This window comes from Lysinibacillus sp. OF-1 (genome assembly GCF_028356935.1).
Taxonomy (GTDB): domain Bacteria; phylum Bacillota; class Bacilli; order Bacillales_A; family Planococcaceae; genus Lysinibacillus; species Lysinibacillus fusiformis_D.
Window position 1 is genome coordinate 1,957,139 of the sequence record NZ_CP102798.1, and the last position, 15,451, is coordinate 1,972,589.

Genomic DNA, 15,451 nt, shown 5'->3' on the forward strand with positions numbered 1-15,451 from the left:
CCCAGCAATGATGATGGGGTATATGGCTGCTGAGTTGGTTAAATCACAGCCGCCTAATTCCGTCAAATATTCAAGAAGCTAAACGAAATCGATTGGCTTGCATCAACCATTTGAAGGGTCCTTTTAGTTCATAGATTTTAATAAGTGATATTTTTAATTGTTTAAAGTAAAATAGTAGTAAGGTATTCACCATCAACTCAACTAATCTGATTAGTTGAGTTTTATGTTTTTATAGAAAAGCTACGAAACTATTTTAAAGAAGATGTGATGATCAATGGGGAAAATCGCCATTTTAGCAGAGAAGCCATCTCAAGCAAGGGCTTATGCAGATGCATTTAAAATAAAGAAAAAAGAGAAAACATTTATTGAACTGGAACCTTGTTCAACTTTTCCTAATGGTGCAGTCATTACCTGGGCAGTGGGTCATCTTGTTGAATTAAAGGAACCAAAAGAATATCAGAAGGAATGGGAGAAATGGTCACTGGGATCATTACCGATCATTCCACAAAAATTTGAAGACAAAGTTGTTTCTAAAATGTATACACAATTTCATGCAGTCAAAAAAATCTTTAATGATCCGCAAGTAACCATGATTTATAATGGCTGCGATAGTGAACGTGAGGGTTCAAATATCTTCTACTCCCTTTTAAAAATGACGAAAGTCAACAAGCCTGTTAAACGATTATGGATCAATTCATTAGAGGTTGAGGAAATTCGAAAAGGTTTTAATCATATGCAAAGTAATGAGCGTGATTTGCTCATGTACCAAGAAGCAAAAACACGTCAAATTAGCGATTGGTTAGTAGGGATGAACTGTAGTCGCCTCTATACGCTACTTTTACAAAAAAAGGGCTTTAGGGGCAGTATCTCCATCGGACGTGTGCAATCACCAACCGTCTATTTAATTTATAAAAGACAGCAGGAAATCGAACATTTCAAGCCTGAAAAATTTTATGAAATTGAAGGGGTTTTCAAAGCACAAAATGGTATATATAAAGGGAAGGCAAATTTAAAAACGAAAGAGCGTGCAGAGGCTGTGCAATTATTGCAACAGCATGGGATTGAACCGCTGGATACGGGTCTAATTACAAGTATAACGAATAAAAAGAAGCGGATCGCACCACCTAAACTACATGCGTTATCAACATTACAAGCTGCTGCCAATAAGCGTTGGAAATACAGTCCATCGCATGTGTTGAAACTTACGCAATCACTTTATGAGAAAAAGCTCGTTTCTTATCCACGTACTGATTCTCAGCTCATTACACATCATGAGTTTGCCTATTTAAATGACTCATTGGCCAACTATCAGCAGCTCGTGGGAAAGTCATTTCATGCAATCAACCGTGGGAATAACAAACGCTACGTCGATAGTGCCAACGTTGGGGAGCACTATGCTATTATCCCAACGAAAAAAGTGCCGACAGAAAAAGCGTTACAATCCATGAATGCGGATGAACGAAATATTTATTTTGAAATCGTCAATACGACACTCGCTATGTTTCACCAAGATTATCAATACGACGAAAAAACGATCATAACGAATGTCAAAAACGTTGCGTTTAAAACGGTAGGGAAAACAGAGCTTGTAAAAGGTTGGAAAGAATTGTTTTCAAATGAGAAAGAGTTGCAGGAGCGTGAAGAGTCGTTACCTGTTGTTTTCCAAGATGAGATGGTACAAAGTAAGGTTTCTATTTTAGAAGGCACGACAACGGCTCCTAAGCCTTATACAGAAGGTCAACTCATTACGATGATGAAAACATGTGGTAAATCGGTTGAGGATGAAGAGGAAATCGAGGTGCTGAAGTCGATTGAAGGTATTGGGACGGAAGCAACTCGTAGTGGCATTATCGAGACGATTAAAAAGCATGGATTTATTGAAGTACGAAAAAATATCGTGAGTATTACGCCTAAGGGTGCGCTTTTATGTCGATCAATTGAAGGAACATTACTGTCAAGTCCATCGATGACGGCAAAATGGGAAATTTATTTACATAAAATTGGTCATGGAGAAGGGTCAGCCAAACATTTCATTGAAAGCATAGGCAAGTTTATTAATCAATTAATAGCGGAAGTGCCTAAACAGTTAGAGTCACTTACAATTGAAGCGGAGCAGTTTAAACCAGCTGTTGTGAAAGATATTGTGATGTGTCCGACATGTAAAGTAGGAAAAATAGGTTTGCGTAAAAGTTTTTACGGTTGTTCGAATTATAAAAATGGTTGTAAGCAAACGTTTCCAGGAAGGCTATTAGGAAAAAAACTAACGGAGAAGAATATTCATGATTTATGTAAGATTGGTAAAACAGCTGTGATGAAAGGGTTTAAATCAAAGAGTGGCAAACAATTTAATGCGTCACTCCGTTTGGTAGAAGGGAAAATTGAATTTGAGTTTAATGAAAAGTAAAGCGGGGGAGCTTTATGATCTATGGTGCAAAAAAACTGATCAATTGAATTCATTTTATAGCTTTTGCTAACGGTCTTATGTGGATCGAGCAATATAGACAGAAAACCCGAGCTAGTCAAATCATATAGTTCGGGATTTTTTATGGGCTAATGTGAGGTTAATTTTTGATAGTGATGAAGGAGATTCTCTACTTGGTCTTGGATTATTTGTTGTAATGCTTTGGGCTTCACGGAGATAATATGCTGACCATACCTCATAAAATAATTGCCGATAAATGTTTCTTCTCCTGGGTTGTAAAAGCCCTTAATTACAGTTTTATCATCCATTTCTAGTGTCATAGAAGGGTAATGTTCTTTATAAAAAATATCCTTTGCCTGTGCTGAAATTTCTACCTCAAATGCAATACGTTTCTTTGGTTGATCCATTTCTAATGACCGATTGATTAGTGCGTCTAGAGAAAAGTGCATGCTACTATCTATTACTTCAATGGACGTTATTTTATCACATCTGAAAACCTTCACTTTCTTCGTATCCACTTCTATGCCAGTTACATACCATTGCCCAAATTTAGCAGATATTTTGAAAAATTGAACATGGTAATCTTTTGGCTCATTATTTTTTTGATATTGAAATTGACAGCTATATTCATGAAGAATACTCATTAAAATCTTATCTAAAAAAAGACTAATATGATGATGCTGGTTAGCTTCAAATTGCAGGACTTTTTTCATTTGATGCATCTGTTCTACTTGATGTTTAGACAGACAGCTTTCAAATTTTTCATTTAATTGATTAACACTTAGATGAAAAGGTGTTGATTGGTAAGATTCTAATGTGAGCATAGCAAAGTACAAAGCATACACCTCATCCAATGTAAAAATAATAGGGGACAATAGCCTGTTTTTTAAGATGCCATACCGTCCATGTCTTCCATGCTCGGCAAAAATCGGCATGCCTAATTGCTCTAAAGAATGAACATCACGTAGCGCTGTACTTTTAGAAATGCTGTAGGTAGTCATTAAATCTGTTAAATTAAAAAATTCCCGACCATTTAAGTATCTGATCATATCATTAAGTCGTTCTGATTTTTTCATGGTCATCTCCTTAAAAGGTGTCATGTTTTGATACCTTTATATTCTAAAATAAGAGTTAGGTAATATCAATGGAGTTATTATCTAACTATTTTATTAAGGGAGATTGATACGATGAGTGCCACACTTGAAGTCGCTATTTTTTTATCCATGAACGGAAAGGCAAAAGAAGCTGTCCAATTTTACAAAGAACATTTGAATGCGGAGGAACTGTTGCTTGTGACATATGAGGATATGGCAAAACGTGACAAGACAATGCGTCTTACAGAAGAAAATAAACAGCATATAGCACATGCTGTTTTATTAATTGGCAAAACAAAGCTAATGCTAGCAGAAGCTACAATGGATGTTACGGAACACTATGTAGTAGGAAACCATTCCTCATTATGTATACAGAGCGCAGACCTAGAAGAAATGGATCATTTTTACAAGAGCTTAACGTCAGATGAAAGAGTAAGAATCATTGTTCCGTTATCCAGTAATGTTTTTAGTAAAGCTTATGGCATTATCGAAGACCCGTTCGGCATTCAAATACAATTAATGTTTGATGAAAGATTACTAAATGGCGCATAGGTAAGTCCTTTGGGTATGGGCTTAACCTATACCCAAATCTTCTTTACTTTTCAAAGGGATTGTCAATATAAGGCCCTTTAATGGTAATACGCATGAGCTGGGTCGCCATAAATTTTGGTGTATACGGCATATCATGTTCCAACCACCAAACAATCACTTCAAGAAAGGCAGCGGCATAAAACCGTACAGCCATCTCACGGGGCACTGTTAGCTTTTGATCGTTAGGCTCCATAATTTGAATGCCACTTGAGACGAAATTGATAATAATGTTTTTCAAACCATCAGAGAAATAAGGGATATTCTTTTCCGTGAGATAAACCTTATAAAGCTTACTATTCAGCGCTATTTGTTCAAATAAATGCATAAATGTCTCGTGAGGCTGATCATAATTTGGTAATAAATCAAAATCCTTCTTCTCCTCAAAGTTTGGACGAATACTACTGACAAGCTCATGCAAAGTTTCTTCTGAGCTTTGATAGAGAAGGTCCAGCTTATCACGGTAATGTAAATAAAAAGTGGCACGATTTAATGTGGCTCGTTGTGTAATATCTTGAACTGTAATCTTCTCATAGCCTTGTTCATCAATTAATTCCACCAGCGCATCTCTTAATAATTGGCGTGTTCGGATGACGCGGGGGTCCATTTTTTTCGACATTTTTATGCTCCTTGTATCAAATTTTCTATTTAAACAACAGATTTATTGTGAATGTTGTGTAAGCATCATAACAGGTTTTTGTGTTGTTTGCCCTTTTTAAATAGCGAGTTATAATTATATTAACGACACGGTGTCGATAATACAACTAGTTGTTAACGTGTTCATGAATTGTTCATTTATATAGAAGGAAGGAAGTTTTTATTATGGGTCGTTTAAATGGAAAAGTAGCAATTATTACAGGAGCAGCGATGGGGATGGGTGCATCCGAAGCAAAATTATTCGCACAAGAAGGCGCAAAGGTAATTGCAACAGATGTGCAAATCGAGCCATTGCATAACTTAGTTAAAGAAATTAAAGAAAATGGTGGAGAGATTATGGGGCTTTCACATAATGTCACTTCAGAAGACGAGTGGAAAGCAGTAATTGCGGAGGCTGTAAAGGCTTACGGCAAAGTCGATATTCTTGTCAACAATGCAGGCGTTTCATCACCAAAAACGATGGCTGACATGGAAATGGCTGAATGGAATAAAATTATGGATATCAACCTGAATGGCTGTGTTATTGGTATGAAATACGTGATTCCTGAAATGCAAAAAGCGGGCGGCGGTTCAATCATTAATATTTCTTCCATTGGCGGAATCGTTGGGATGGCTGGTACAAGCCCCTATACAGCAGCAAAAGGTGCGCTGCGTGTACTTTCTAAATCGGCTGCTATCGAATACGGCAAAGACAAAATTCGCGTGAATTCTGTGCACCCAGGCATTATCGTCACACCGATGACAGCACCGACAATGGTAGAGGGAGGCGCACTACCATTCTATCAAACTTACACACAACTACCATATTTCGGTGAACCGGAAGATGTAGCCTATGGTGTAGTCTTCCTAGCATCTGACGAATCTCGTTTCATGACAGGCGCAGAGCTAGTGATCGATGGTGGCTGGACAGCCATGTAATCCAATAGCACAAGTAAAACTAGGCATCACATAACGTGAGCCTAGTTTTTTTATGTAGAGGAAGGCGGCTGCTCACGAAAGAGTGTTGCATCCAAGCAATTGAGCGAGAACTTCTATGATTAATAGAATACTCGCGGAAGGAAGAGAAATACTCGCGGAAGGAAGAGGGATACTCGCGGAGGGAAGATGAATACTCGCGGAAGGAGGAGGAATACTCGTGGAAGGGCAGGAAACTCTGTGAATGAGCGATAACGCCCTTGAAATCAAGCGTTAGAACTCTGCTCAAGTCGCCTTTTTTACATACAAAATAGCACAAACATAGTGGCTGTTTGTGCATATCATAGTTGGAGTAAGCGTTTTCTTCATTATATAGAAGAAAGTCAAAATGGAAAATTTCACGAATATGTGAATGTCACGAAAAAAAATTCATAAAAACCTTAACTATTTCATGCGAAATCCGTATAATAAATCAAACAGTACGAAAATTGTCCATATTTCTCGATAAATTGCGTGAATTTTTTAAATTGTATTGACGTAGGAAACGATAATTTGTACACTGTGTACATTCAATTGTTTTTTGGAGGAATACAATTAATTTGAAAAGTTAGGATTTGATAGATATGATCGTGTGTAAATTTGGTGGAACATCTGTAGCAAGTGCAGAACAAATTCAAAAAGTGGCAAACATTGTGAAATCTAATCCGGCACGTAAGATTGTTGCCGTTTCAGCACCAGGGAAACGTTCTGATGACGATATAAAAGTAACAGACCTATTAATACAATTAGCAAATGCAGCGTTACAACATGAGAATACGGAAGAAAAATTGCAAACTGTTGTGAATCGTTTTCGAGCGATTGCAGATGGTTTGGGATTAGACCATGCCATTTGTGACGTAATTGCGGAAGATTTACGTGAACGTGTACAAGGTGACAAAACGAACGTGGAATTATTCATCGATAGTATTAAAGCAGCAGGTGAAGATAATAATGCCAAGCTGATAGCAGCTTACTTTAATGCCATTGGTATGCCCGCACGCTACATTAGTCCAAAAGAAGGTTTAGTGGTCAATGATTTGCCTGAACGCACATTTGCTTTACCCGAAGCGTATGCTAATTTAGCCCCTTTAAAAGATACAAAAGAAATTATTGTGTTCCCAGGGTTCTTCGGTTACACTAAAGCGGGCGTATTGCGAACATTTGACCGCGGTGGCTCTGATATTACAGGTTCCATTTTAGCAGCAGCCGTTGAAGCGGAGCTGTACGAAAACTTTACGGATGTGGATTGTGTGTTCTCTGCGAATCCGAAAGTTGTCAATGATCCAGTGGAAATTAAAGAAATTACGTATCGCGAAATGCGCGAATTATCATATGCAGGCTTTTCAGTGTTCCATGATGAAGCGTTAATGCCTGTCTACAAGATTGGGGTGCCCGTTAACATAAAAAATACAAATAATCCATTAGCCCCAGGTACTCGTATCGTACCAAGCCGTCCTGCAACAGGTCGTCCCGTTACAGGAATCTCGGCAGACAGTGGCTTTTCAACTTTATATGTTTCTAAATATTTGATGAATCGTGAAGTAGGCTTTGGACGAAAGCTGCTCCAAATTTTAGAAGATGAGAATATTTCTTATGAACACACACCGTCTGGCTTAGACGATATTTCTGTTATCATGCGTTCAAATCAACTAACTCCAGAAAATGAAGCACGTATTATTAGTCGTGTGAAAGAAGAGCTACATGCTGAGTATGTAGAAATGCGTCACGGTTTTTCGATGATCGTGATTGTTGGCGAAGGGATGCGTCATAATACAGGTTTAGCTGCCCGTGCTGCCACAGCGATTTCAGAAACTGGCGCAAATATTGAAATGATCAATCAAGGTTCTTCTGAAGTCAGCCTCGTATTTGGGGTCCTTCAGGAATATGAAAACCGTATTTTACAAGCGTTATATGAAGAGTTTTTTGCTCATGCGAAAGCAAAATGACACAATCATCACTAATCCAAGTGTTTCTTGCTTGGATTAGTGTTTTCTTTTTGCTTAGAATACGGTAAAATCGAGGGCGTACATAAGTTGGGAGGGTTTTTCGTGAAGAATTTAACAATTGGGATGCTTTTCTCCATCCTTGGGATACTTTTTGTCTGTTTAACGATTATGGATATTTTACCGTCATCGACCAAAACAATGAAAATTGTTTACATTGGCATTGGCTGGGTCTTTATTATTATAGGCTCTGTGATTCGCTTTAAAAATCTCAAACAAAAGCAACAATAACGCCTTGAAATTGGAATTGTGACAATAGCCAAAGTTATGATACAATTTCAAAGAAAATAAATAATTTGAGTATTATGAAGTTGTTATTCTGTACATACGTTCAGAAGGTTCAAATTTGAATAAAGAATCGACAGTACAAATTCTTCTTTGTAAGAATTTGTTTTTTTATGTTCCGTAACTATCTCGTGCGAGGAGGCGATGAAATGCCTATACTGACGAAAGACCATATTCAACTATTTGATCATTATGTTGCTCTTCAAACAGCTTCACCTATGAAGGTCGTATCCTCCGCCATGCATAATCCAGGCTTTGGACATTATACGCATCTCATGAATCGAACAGTACCCATTACTTATGATGAACGGCAACCCCATCAGGAATTACAGCAATTTTTGCAGGCACAGGGCTTTCCGCCCCACAACACTGTAGCCATGATGACGGCCGTTCAGGCCCAATTTGCGACCATTCGCGACTTTACATTTGAAGGCATCCAACTTGTCATTATGATTACTGCGGGGCTAGGTAATGCGGTCGATATTACACGTGCTTTTCATCGGGAGGAGCAGTACCATGCAGGGACGATTAATACATGGGTGCTCATCAACGGAAAGCTATCGGATGAAGCACTATTTCAGGCAATGATTTCAACAACAGAAGCCAAGGTGAAGGCGTTAGTGGATGAAGCTATTACAGACCCAACAACAGGTACGCAAGCTACAGGTACTTCTACCGATAGCTTGCTAATTGCCTCCACAGAAGAGGGGGACTACCATCAGTATGCAGGCCCCATTACGATGCTCGGCAAGGTCATTGGCTATGGCGTCTATGAAACGATGCGTGAGGCTGTAAGGAAATACAAAAAAGATAAAGAGGAGAGAGCTTGATGATTGCTATCGTAATTGCCTGTATCATAGGGCTTGTTTTCGATTTATTAGTAGGAGACCCTCCAAAGCTTTCCCATCCTGTACGCTGGATTGGACATTTGATTCAATCGCAAACAGCTCTATGGAATAAGGGCAAATGGCGAAAGCTGCGTGGGATGGTGATGGCACTTGCTGTTGTTGGGACGACCATGTTTATAGTGACATTGATTCTGCTCCTTAGTTATCAGGTAAGTATCATTTTTGGCATTCTAGTAGAAGGGCTTCTCATTGGGATTGGACTGGCACAGCGTAGCTTGAAGGAGGCGGCAATGGCTGTCTATGAGCCGCTTGTCAAAGGTGATTTTGCGGAAGCGCGTGTCAAGCTGTCGTGGATTGTTGGACGTGATACCGAGAAGCTGGATGAAGATGAAATTGTGCGTGGTGTGGTAGAAACGGTTTCTGAGAATACAAGCGATGGCGTGACAGCACCGCTCTTTTATGCCTTTTTATTTGGGGCAATTGGGTTATGGGGCTATAAGGCTGTCAATACATTAGATTCGATGGTCGGCTATAAAAATGAAAAATACAAAGACTTTGGCATGTTCTCTGCCAAGCTTGATGATGTGCTGAATTTTATTCCAAGTCGTATTACAGGCTTGCTAATTGTGCTTGGCACAAAAAATGAAACAAATTATTCGCTTGGCAAGCGTTTAAAGCGATGGGCACAGGATGCGAAAAAGCATCCAAGTCCAAACAGTGGCTATTTAGAGGCAGCGACGGCTGTGCAGCTCGGTGTACAGCTCGGTGGAAAAAATACGTATAAGGGTGTTGTCTCTCATCGAGCAATTATGGGAGAAAAATTAGTTCCTTTAACAAAGGAGCATATTGCTACATCTATTCTTCATATGCGTATTGCCACAGTTCTCTTTACGCTTGTCATGCTAGCAGTGGAGGTGTTCATTTATGCCATTACCTAATCACGGAGCAAATCCGCATAATGTGTATCAGCAATTAGGCTTAACTATGCCTGAAGTAGTGTATGATTTTAGTGAAAATGTGAATGCCGCGGGACCGCCATCCTTTGTGGAGGCACGGTGGCGTACATTTTATCCGCTAATTCAACGTTATCCAGATCCTGATGGAGAGCCCTTTTTAACGAAGGTTGCAGCTTTTCATCAAGTGGCAAAGGATACGATTCTATTAGGTAACGGGGCATCAGAGCTTTTTAGTGTGCTAGCAAGACGCTATACGAAAAAGCGTGTCATCATTGTGCATCCGACTTTTTCTGAATATGAGCGAACATTGCGTGCAGTGGGTGCTGATATTGTGCCCGTTTTGGTGACAGACTTCATCGAGTACACATTACCTATGGAGCAGCTACAGCATGAAATGATGGAGGCAGACGCAGTTTATATTTGTACACCTAATAATCCGACGGGCGTCCTGCCGAAAAAAGAAGATTTACTTGCCTTAATAGAGCATGGAGCTGCCGTTAACTGTGAGCTTGTCATTGATGAAGCCTTTATGGATTGGGTAGATGAGGCGTATTCGCTAATTCATAATAGTACACAACAACCGCATGTCATTGTCGTACGTTCGATGACTAAAATGTATGCGATTCCAGGTTTACGTCTAGGTTATTTAGTTGCACATGCTTCCATTGTGAGCACTTTAAAGGACATGCTGCCTCATTGGAATTTAAATGCCTTTGCGCTTGTTATTGGTGCGAGCTGTTTAGATGAACAGCATTATTGTCAGCAAGCCATTAGCTATGCGACAGCGCAAAGAGAATGGCTGCATCGTTATTTACAAGAAAATGGCTGTCAAGTAACCAATAGCGTTACCAATTATGTGTGCTTCTCACTACCAAAAACACAGCAGGCAGATACCTTTTTCACCTATTGTCTAGCACAAGGTATTGTTCTGCGTCATACGAAAAATTTTCAAGGTTTACAGGGTGAATGGTTCCGTATTGGAATAAAAGATATTGCGGCCATGACTTCTTTACATAATTGTCTGCAAGCTTGGTTTAGCGCAAATAAGGGGAGAGAAAAGTGACAACTTTTTATCTAGTAAGACATGGGGAAACACAATGGAATCAAGAGCAACGACTACAGGGGTGGCTGGATTCATCATTAACAGAAAACGGTAGAGCAGCGGCTGAACGGCTACACAAGCAACTGCAACAAATCCCTTTTGCTGCTGCTTATTGTAGCTCAAGTGGTCGTGCGAGAGAGACGATGGCTATTCTCACAGCTAATCGCCAGCTGCCTATTGCCTATGAAGATGATTTACGAGAAATCTATTTAGGGGAATGGCAAGGTCATACCATTGAGGAGATAATGGCGACGAATAAGCTGGATTATGAGCTATATACAAACTATCCAGCACAGTTTATTGCTACTCATACCGAAAGCTTTGGCGCTGTGACAGAAAGAGCGATGTTTACACTCAAAAAAATAGCAGCCCAATATCGGGATGAATCAATCCTCATTGTCTCTCATGCCGTCACCATTAAATGTATTATCAACGCTATTTTACAGCGTAGCATTAGTGAGCTGTGGGCAGCGCCATATATTCATGGGACGAGTGTGACAGTGATTGAACGACAAGCTCAACAATGGCTTGTCCAAGATATCGGTAATTTGCATCATTTACAATAGGAGGTGCCTGAAAATGCCACTCATTTTTATTACAGGTGGTGTGCGTAGTGGTAAATCTCATTTTGCTGAGCAAGCAGCGATGCAGCAATATCAAACGCAGTTTAGTACTGCAAAACGTTTGATATATTTGGCTTCTGGTCTTGCTGTAGATCGTGAAATGGAGAAGCGGATTCATCGTCATCAGGCAGATCGACAGGCACAGCCTATCCAATGGCTGACGGTGGAGGCCCCATATGCGATAGCAGAGGTGTTTGAGACACTTCAAGATGGGGATGTGGTGCTGTGGGATTGCGTCACAACTTGGCTGACCAATGCTTTTTATGAAGGCTATGACAGTGGGACACCGTGTGTACAACGGCCTGGGTGTTTAGAAAATAAGCTACAGATTGTTAAACAGGCTATTCAGTCACTACTAAAGAAGAACATGGCTTTTTTTGTTGTCTCCAATGAACTGTTTGATGAGCCACCTTATAATAGTGATGAAGTAGAATTATACCGACGAACACTCGGACAATTCCATCAATGGTTCGTTGCAATGGCACAGGAGGCCTATGAGATGAATGACGGTATTGTGAAGAGGTGGAAATAAATCGAGAAAGAGGGCAAGACGATGAAAAATTTTTGGCATAGCCTGCTATTGGCATTTCAATTTTTTACGGTTTTGCCAGTACATAAAGAGTTACCATTAACGAGGTTCACCATCACAGGCATGTTCGCTTGCTTACCGTGGATAGGGGCTTTGATGGGGACGACGGTGGCAGCCGTGCTGTATAGTCTCACGCAGTGGACCGCAAGCAGTGAAGTGATGCTAGCTTTTATTGTCATAGGGCTATTTGCTTTATGGACAGGTGGTTTACATTTAGATGGCTTTATCGATATGGGCGATGCCTATTTTTCTTATCGAGATCGAGAGAAACGATTGGAGATTTTAGATGATCCTCGTGTAGGGGCATTCGGGGTATTGTCTGTCGTGTTTTTATTAATGGGTAAATTTGTCATTCTACATGAGCTATTTGTACAGCAGCAATTCGCTTTATGGATGGTGTTATATGTGCCATTTCTAACGAGGGTGGGTATGAGCTTTTATTTTATGTCACTCCACTGCTCCAAGGAAAAAGGCCTTGCCTATTTTTTTAAGTCTCATATTAATGCCAAGCTATTGCAAATATGGTTGCTGTTATCGCTTCTCTTAGCTATAACGGCTGTATTTGTCTTTACTGAGTTCTCTCTGCTACCCATTATATTAGTGATCGTTTTAGCCATTGCGCTTTTTATTTTTCGCCAATTTACGTTGCGTAATTTTGGTGGCGTATCAGGTGATTTACTAGGTGCATCGATTGAAGGGATGGAGGTTGTGCTATGGGTGACATTGTTACTGTGTGCTTAATGAGGCATGCACCAACGAAAGAAAATTTAGAAAAGCGCTATCTTGGTTGGACGGACGCACCATTAGCAGCGACAACCGAGCTTGCTGTTGTAGATGCGAATGTCGATAAGGTTTATGGCAGTGATTTACTACGCTGCCGAGAAACAGCGGCTCATTATTTTCCGAATGCAAGCTACCAGACAGAGCCACGCTTTCGTGAGACAAACTTTGGTGCGTTTGAAGGGCAAACTTATGAGGAATTAAAAATGAATGCCCATTATTGTGCATGGCTTGACGATCCGATTCACACGCCCCCACCACAAGGCGAAGCGTTTGATGATTTTGTAACGCGTGTTATAGACGGCTTCAACCATTTACCAAAGGATGAGGATCATTATTATTTAGTTGTTCATGGCGGGGTCATTCGTGCGTTACTCGTTGCTTTTGCCCCAACAGAGCAGCCTTTTTGGTCCTATCAAGTGCCACATGACAAACAATTTGTTTTAACGTTTTCAAGAAAGGCTTGGGAGGAGGGAGCAAGATGCATGTCTTTATCGGAGGCGCCTATAACGGCAAAACCGACTATGTGAAGGGTTTGTATGAACAGCATCAGATGGTAATGCTTGATGGCGAATTACCAGAGGTGGCACCAGCCTGTGATGTCCTCGTCATAAAAAATTTAGAAAAATGGCTCGTGACACAAAATTTGGAGGAAGATGAACAAGTGGTTCAAACGGTGCTAGCAACAGTACAGACATTAGAACAACAATGTAGATTAGTGCTCATTGTCACGGATATGGGGCGTGGTGTTGTGCCGATGGAAAAGCAAGCACGTCTACTAAGAGATTCATGTGGTCGTTTATACCAAGCTTTGTTCAAGGAAGCAGAGCAAGTTGTACGAATTTGGTATGGATTGGCTGAACAGCTGAAATAAGGTAAACACTCAGATAGAAAAGAGGAGAAGGCATGGAACGACAAAGATTAAGGAAATGGATATTGACGGCAATGGTAGCGGCCATTTGTGCTGTAGGGGCAATGATTAAAGTGCCAACATTTATTTCAACGGCGGCTCTAGACTCGGCTCCAGCCTTTTTAGGGGTTGTCTTTTTATCACCGCTACTAGCAGGTGTCGCTGGGCTGATCGGTCATTTTATTACAGCGCTCACGGCTGGATTTCCACTAGGTCCTCTACATCTACTAATTGCCGTAGAAATGTTGATGGTTGTCTGGGTCTTTGGTGTGATGCATAAAAAAGGCATGCATTTTTGGAAATGGCCCGTTGCCCTAGTATTAAACGGCATTGTGGCGCCACTTCCGTTTTATTTTATTATTAGCCCAGCATTTTTCTGGGGAGCGTTAGGGAGTATTCTGATGGCAACGGTAATCAATTTAGTGATTGTCGCTGTAGTTATGCCCGTTTTGTCAAAGGTTTTTGTGCGTAAGGAAGGTCGTGTACAGTGAGAAATGCGATGAAAGTAGGCTCGTTGGTTGCGACAATGGATAATGCGGCAGCCATTGGAGAAAAACCTCAGGATATTGTGTCTGCATCCGATCAATTGACAGCCTATATGACGGCACGTGTATCGTTTTTAGAGCAGCTTGCCGCGCAGGCATTGCCCATCCAAATACTACTTGCTAATTTTTCTGGTGATGCCGCATGGTCACCCTATGAGAAAGGCATTCAGCAAGTGTTTGAAGAGGCGGGTCTTACATGTCCAGCCATTGCAGGTAGTACAGAATCCAATATGCCCACATTGCAATCAGGTTTAGCTATTACGATGCTAGGGGAGAGCCAACAGCGCTGTGCATTTGACCATGAACAGCTTAGCTGGTACACCTATGGCTTGCCACTTGTGGGCGAGGAAGTGTTGGCTCAGCCTGAAGATGTTGCACAGTTGCAGCCAATTTTTCAGGCATGGCGAGCGGAAATGGTTCAGCAAGTATGGCCTGTTGGATCAAAGGGGCTGCAAGGAGAATTCGCCCGTCTATTTAGCGGGCAGCGTGTTGAAAGTTCTGTTGATTGTACAAAATCCGCAGGGCCCTGCACGGTCACTTTGCTAGGCATTGATCCTAATAAAGAGCAACAGGCACAAAAGCTTTTCCTGCGAAACTTCGAAAAACTACGCATCATTACACTGTAACAGGGCTTGCTTCGAGCAATGGTCATCCTAAGTAAATGCAAGGAGCATGGCCAGGAAAACGCAGCTTTATTGGCATAACAATGGGAACGTCCACATCCGGGCGTTCCCTTGTTTATTACAAAGCTTTTATTTTCAAGGTTTATGTCCTGCGCATATAAGCACGTATTGTGAGAGGGGCCAAGATTGCCACCATCACTACACACCGTAAATGCTTCCAGCACGAACGTTCAGATCGACACCATCAACAGCACGATTATTTCCAAAAAGCTTAACCAAACGATTGGCTTCAATTGCCCACTCGACATTCGTTGCTAGTGATGCTCCCATGGAATTTCCCCTTATATCTACAAACAGATCATACATGACATCAATGAACTGAATATTAACTGGCTAAAAATATGCTAGATAGCACCTAACTTAAATGATTGATAGGGTTGTAAATATTACGAGACCCGAAAAATTATTGCCA

General features: G+C 40.6%; 17 protein-coding genes and 1 pseudogene. 15 read left to right on the top strand and 3 right to left on the bottom strand.

Going from position 1 to position 15,451, the window contains the following annotated elements:
* Positions 1–274: 274 nt before the first annotated feature.
* Positions 275–2,404, top strand: coding sequence for a type IA DNA topoisomerase (topB, locus tag NV349_RS09365; protein WP_271913113.1), 2,130 nt, complete (start codon positions 275–277; stop codon positions 2,402–2,404).
* A gap of 146 nt (positions 2,405–2,550) precedes the next feature.
* Here the strand turns inward: topB and NV349_RS09370 are convergent, their stop codons facing one another.
* Positions 2,551–3,498 carry a helix-turn-helix transcriptional regulator gene (locus NV349_RS09370; RefSeq protein WP_271913114.1) on the bottom strand — a complete coding sequence of 316 codons (948 nt, stop codon included), beginning with the start codon at positions 3,496–3,498 and terminating at the stop codon, positions 2,551–2,553.
* 111 nt (positions 3,499–3,609) lie between these two features.
* Between NV349_RS09370 and NV349_RS09375 the strand changes: the two genes are divergently transcribed.
* Positions 3,610–4,068: a VOC family protein gene (locus tag NV349_RS09375; RefSeq protein WP_271913116.1), complete on the top strand. Its 459-nt coding sequence runs from the start codon at positions 3,610–3,612 to the stop codon at positions 4,066–4,068.
* A 43-nt stretch (positions 4,069–4,111) separates the two neighbouring features.
* Here NV349_RS09375 and NV349_RS09380 read toward each other — a convergent pair whose 3' ends face one another.
* Positions 4,112–4,723: a TetR/AcrR family transcriptional regulator gene (locus NV349_RS09380; protein ID WP_036117321.1), complete on the bottom strand. Its 612-nt coding sequence runs from the start codon at positions 4,721–4,723 to the stop codon at positions 4,112–4,114.
* Between the two features lie 203 nt (positions 4,724–4,926).
* Here NV349_RS09380 and NV349_RS09385 point away from each other — a divergent pair, with 203 nt between their 5' ends.
* The 13 genes from NV349_RS09385 (at position 4,927) to NV349_RS09445 (ending at position 14,982) form a co-directional block, all read left to right on the top strand.
* Complete coding sequence (locus NV349_RS09385; RefSeq protein WP_036117323.1) at positions 4,927–5,679, top strand: glucose 1-dehydrogenase; 753 nt, start codon at positions 4,927–4,929, stop codon at positions 5,677–5,679.
* A gap of 620 nt (positions 5,680–6,299) precedes the next feature.
* Positions 6,300–7,661 (top strand): aspartate kinase, encoded by a 1,362-nt coding sequence (locus tag NV349_RS09390; protein ID WP_036117325.1) that lies wholly within the window; start codon positions 6,300–6,302, stop codon positions 7,659–7,661.
* A gap of 102 nt (positions 7,662–7,763) precedes the next feature.
* Positions 7,764–7,949, top strand: coding sequence for a hypothetical protein (locus NV349_RS09395; RefSeq protein WP_036117327.1), 186 nt, complete (start codon positions 7,764–7,766; stop codon positions 7,947–7,949).
* Between the two features lie 203 nt (positions 7,950–8,152).
* Positions 8,153–8,833, top strand: coding sequence for an adenosylcobinamide amidohydrolase (locus NV349_RS09400; RefSeq protein WP_036117329.1), 681 nt, complete (start codon positions 8,153–8,155; stop codon positions 8,831–8,833).
* Positions 8,833–9,789, top strand: coding sequence for an adenosylcobinamide-phosphate synthase CbiB (gene cbiB / locus NV349_RS09405; RefSeq protein WP_036117330.1), 957 nt, complete (start codon positions 8,833–8,835; stop codon positions 9,787–9,789). The genes NV349_RS09400 and cbiB overlap by 1 nt, the downstream gene beginning before the upstream one ends.
* Complete coding sequence (gene cobD, locus NV349_RS09410; protein WP_271913119.1) at positions 9,776–10,870, top strand: threonine-phosphate decarboxylase CobD; 1,095 nt, start codon at positions 9,776–9,778, stop codon at positions 10,868–10,870. The genes cbiB and cobD overlap by 14 nt, the downstream gene beginning before the upstream one ends.
* Positions 10,867–11,475 (top strand): histidine phosphatase family protein, encoded by a 609-nt coding sequence (locus NV349_RS09415; protein ID WP_249645785.1) that lies wholly within the window; start codon positions 10,867–10,869, stop codon positions 11,473–11,475. The genes cobD and NV349_RS09415 overlap by 4 nt, the downstream gene beginning before the upstream one ends.
* A gap of 13 nt (positions 11,476–11,488) precedes the next feature.
* Complete coding sequence (locus NV349_RS09420) at positions 11,489–12,064, top strand: bifunctional adenosylcobinamide kinase/adenosylcobinamide-phosphate guanylyltransferase (RefSeq protein ID WP_271913121.1); 576 nt, start codon at positions 11,489–11,491, stop codon at positions 12,062–12,064.
* Positions 12,065–12,085: 21 nt separating this feature from the next.
* Positions 12,086–12,862 carry an adenosylcobinamide-GDP ribazoletransferase gene (gene cobS, locus NV349_RS09425; RefSeq protein WP_271913123.1) on the top strand — a complete coding sequence of 259 codons (777 nt, stop codon included), beginning with the start codon at positions 12,086–12,088 and terminating at the stop codon, positions 12,860–12,862.
* Entirely contained in the window at positions 12,835–13,431 is a 597-nt protein-coding gene (locus NV349_RS09430) for a histidine phosphatase family protein (protein ID WP_249645782.1), read from the top strand. The genes cobS and NV349_RS09430 overlap by 28 nt, the downstream gene beginning before the upstream one ends.
* Positions 13,383–13,775, top strand: coding sequence for a bifunctional adenosylcobinamide kinase/adenosylcobinamide-phosphate guanylyltransferase (locus NV349_RS09435; protein WP_036129029.1), 393 nt, complete (start codon positions 13,383–13,385; stop codon positions 13,773–13,775). Before NV349_RS09430 ends, NV349_RS09435 begins: the two co-directional genes overlap by 49 nt.
* 32 nt (positions 13,776–13,807) lie before the next feature.
* Positions 13,808–14,302: an ECF transporter S component gene (locus NV349_RS09440; RefSeq protein WP_271913125.1), complete on the top strand. Its 495-nt coding sequence runs from the start codon at positions 13,808–13,810 to the stop codon at positions 14,300–14,302.
* Complete coding sequence (locus NV349_RS09445) at positions 14,299–14,982, top strand: hypothetical protein (RefSeq protein ID WP_271913126.1); 684 nt, start codon at positions 14,299–14,301, stop codon at positions 14,980–14,982. The genes NV349_RS09440 and NV349_RS09445 overlap by 4 nt, the downstream gene beginning before the upstream one ends.
* A gap of 198 nt (positions 14,983–15,180) precedes the next feature.
* Here the strand turns inward: NV349_RS09445 and NV349_RS09450 are convergent.
* Positions 15,181–15,309 (bottom strand): annotated as a pseudogene (locus NV349_RS09450) (daunorubicin/doxorubicin resistance ABC transporter ATP-binding protein DrrA); the annotation flags it as partial.
* Between the last annotated feature and the right edge of the window lie 142 nt (positions 15,310–15,451).

Coding starts and splice junctions, on each gene's coding strand:
- NV349_RS09435 (WP_036129029.1), top strand. CDS start 13,383: ATGCATGTCTTTATCGGAGGCGCCTATAACGGCAAAACCGACTATGTG.
- NV349_RS09375 (WP_271913116.1), top strand. CDS start 3,610: ATGAGTGCCACACTTGAAGTCGCTATTTTTTTATCCATGAACGGAAAG.
- NV349_RS09385 (WP_036117323.1), top strand. CDS start 4,927: ATGGGTCGTTTAAATGGAAAAGTAGCAATTATTACAGGAGCAGCGATG.
- NV349_RS09380 (WP_036117321.1), bottom strand. CDS start 4,723: ATGTCGAAAAAAATGGACCCCCGCGTCATCCGAACACGCCAATTATTA.
- topB (WP_271913113.1), top strand. CDS start 275: ATGGGGAAAATCGCCATTTTAGCAGAGAAGCCATCTCAAGCAAGGGCT.
- NV349_RS09440 (WP_271913125.1), top strand. CDS start 13,808: ATGGAACGACAAAGATTAAGGAAATGGATATTGACGGCAATGGTAGCG.
- NV349_RS09400 (WP_036117329.1), top strand. CDS start 8,153: ATGCCTATACTGACGAAAGACCATATTCAACTATTTGATCATTATGTT.
- NV349_RS09420 (WP_271913121.1), top strand. CDS start 11,489: ATGCCACTCATTTTTATTACAGGTGGTGTGCGTAGTGGTAAATCTCAT.
- cobD (WP_271913119.1), top strand. CDS start 9,776: ATGCCATTACCTAATCACGGAGCAAATCCGCATAATGTGTATCAGCAA.
- cbiB (WP_036117330.1), top strand. CDS start 8,833: ATGATTGCTATCGTAATTGCCTGTATCATAGGGCTTGTTTTCGATTTA.
- cobS (WP_271913123.1), top strand. CDS start 12,086: ATGAAAAATTTTTGGCATAGCCTGCTATTGGCATTTCAATTTTTTACG.
- NV349_RS09390 (WP_036117325.1), top strand. CDS start 6,300: ATGATCGTGTGTAAATTTGGTGGAACATCTGTAGCAAGTGCAGAACAA.
- NV349_RS09430 (WP_249645782.1), top strand. CDS start 12,835: ATGGGTGACATTGTTACTGTGTGCTTAATGAGGCATGCACCAACGAAA.
- NV349_RS09370 (WP_271913114.1), bottom strand. CDS start 3,498: ATGAAAAAATCAGAACGACTTAATGATATGATCAGATACTTAAATGGT.